Origin of the sequence: Mycetohabitans endofungorum, assembly GCF_002927045.1 — a bacterium.
Classification (GTDB): domain Bacteria; phylum Pseudomonadota; class Gammaproteobacteria; order Burkholderiales; family Burkholderiaceae; genus Mycetohabitans; species Mycetohabitans endofungorum.
The window spans coordinates 1-2,109 of sequence record NZ_PRDW01000049.1; the positions used below are offsets into that span (position 1 = coordinate 1).

The window sequence follows — 2,109 nt, forward strand, 5'->3', positions numbered from 1 at the left end:
TGACGCGTCATCGCTGGCGTGATGCAACGCGCACGGGCCCAGTGCGTGCCCCGCGGTGCGATGCGCGCCACTGCCATTGTCGAGAAACGCATAGCCAATGACGGTCATGATCGAAGCCTCGGAACGTGAATGGCGTCGCTCGGACAAGCAACGCGCAACGAACCAGTCCATTTTGCGTGATCCGCTGTTGGCATCATGTTGTCCGCGCGTGTGTGCGACGCCGCGTGTAATTCCATGACCTCATTGCCAGCAAAACAACGATGCAGTTAACAGACCAAGATACAGGTTGACAGTCCTAGCGGCTTATTTTGTTAGGGATTTTAGTATTTGCAGCGCCCATAACAAATCCTTCAGATCATCGAGCGGCGCGCCGGCCATATCGGCCGCTAAAATCTCAGCAGTGCCCGAAGATGTTATCGCTGCATTGTTGATAGTGGTGCGGCGAACAGACGGTAGCGCATTCATATTGATGTCGCGTCTGCAATGGTATGGTGCGGCAGGGAACGCTGTGGCCATGAGACGCGAGCGCATGGTGTTGCTGTTCCACCATTCCGCGTGCAGTACGGACCACCGTCGAAAAATTTTGGATAAGTTAATTTAAATTAATGGTTACGGTGTTAAAGGTGTCCTTTGATGCCGCTATGACAATAAACCTTTTAACTAGAATGTTGATGAGCCGACGAATTCCTTTTAAATTCCGCATCAAGCTTCGCGTCTGATTGCGTAGGAGCGGGTCTACGCGTACTGTTCATGTTTATCCCATCCGACTAGCACTTGGCTATTGATAAGAGACTTTAAATGCGGATTCCTAATGTAACGCCGGTAGCAGTTTATGGTGCTCCGTTCGTTCGTCGCTCCAATTACCTCAGGTTCGCTTTATCAAGGAAGCTGTGTGTGCTCGGGATTGTTACTGCATTGTTGATTTCTGACGAGGCGAGGTCAAACACAGTCGATACGAAAGATACGCTGATGGACGACGCGTCATCGTACGAAGAAGGGTCGAGCCAGCCGAAGGTTCGGAAAGAGTCGCGCTGGGATAAGAAGCCGTCCGATATGCAAGATATGTCGATGGACGACGCGCCATCGTACGGAGAAGGGTCGAGCCAGCCAAAGCTTCGGAAAGAGTCGCGTTGGGATAAGAAGCCGTCCGATATGCAAGCGATGTCGATGAGCGAAGCGGCATCGTACGGAGAAGGATCGGGCCAGCCGAAGGTTCGGAAAGAGTCGCGCTGGGATAAGAAGCCGTCCGATATGCAAGATATGTCGATGGACGACGCGTCATCGCACGGAGAAGGGTCGAGCCAGCCGAAGGTTCGGAAAGAGTCGCGCTGGGATAAGAAGCCGTCCGATATGCAAGCGATGTCGATGGACGACGCGTCATCGCACGGAGAAGGATCGGGCCAGCCGAAGGTTCGGAAAGAGTCGCGCTGGGATAAGAAGCCGTCCGATATGCAAGCGATGTCGATGAGCGACGCGGCATCGTACGGAGAAGGATCGGGCCAGCCAAAGATTCGGAAAGAGTCGCGCTGGGATAAGAAGCCGTCCGATATGCAAGCGATGTCGATGAGCGAAGCGGCATCGTACGGAGAAGGATCGGGCCAGCCGAAGGTTCGGAAAGAGTCGCGCTGGGATAAGAAGCCGTCCGATATGCAAGATATGTCGATGGACGACGCGTCATCGTATGGAGAAGGGTCGAGCCAGCCGAAGGCGCGGAAAAAAGAGTCGCGTTGGGATAAGAAGCCGTCCGATATGCAAGATATGTCGATGGACGACGCGTCATCGTATGGAGAAGGGTCGAGCCAGCCGAAGGCGCGGAAAAAAGAGTCGCGTTGGGATAAGAAGCCGTCCGATATGCAAGATATGTCGATGGACGACGCGTCATCGTATGGAGAAGGGTCGAGCCAGCCGAAGGCGCGGAAAAAAGAGTCGCGCTGGGATAAGAAGCCGTCTGATATGCAAGATATGTCGATGGACGACTCGGCATCGTACGGAGAAGGATCGGGCCAGCCAAAGATTCGGAAAGAGTCGCGCTGGGATAAGAAGCCGTCCGATATGCAAGCGATGTCGATGAGCGACGCGGCATCGTACGGAGAAGGGTCGAGCCAGCCG

Annotated in this window: 2 protein-coding genes; one reads left to right on the plus strand and one right to left on the minus strand. The window is 54.2% G+C overall.

All coding sequences use genetic code 11. The features are described from left to right. Window positions 1-303: 303 nt before the first annotated feature. Window positions 304-531 (minus strand): hypothetical protein, encoded by a 228-nt coding sequence (locus tag B0O95_RS15720; RefSeq protein ID WP_146064123.1) that lies wholly within the window; start codon window positions 529-531, stop codon window positions 304-306. A 363-nt stretch (window positions 532-894) separates the two neighbouring features. Here B0O95_RS15720 and B0O95_RS15080 point away from each other — a divergent pair. Then, window positions 895-2,109, plus strand: a 1,215-nt coding sequence (locus tag B0O95_RS15080) for a hypothetical protein (RefSeq protein WP_146064124.1), incomplete at its 3' end; no start/stop codon positions are given.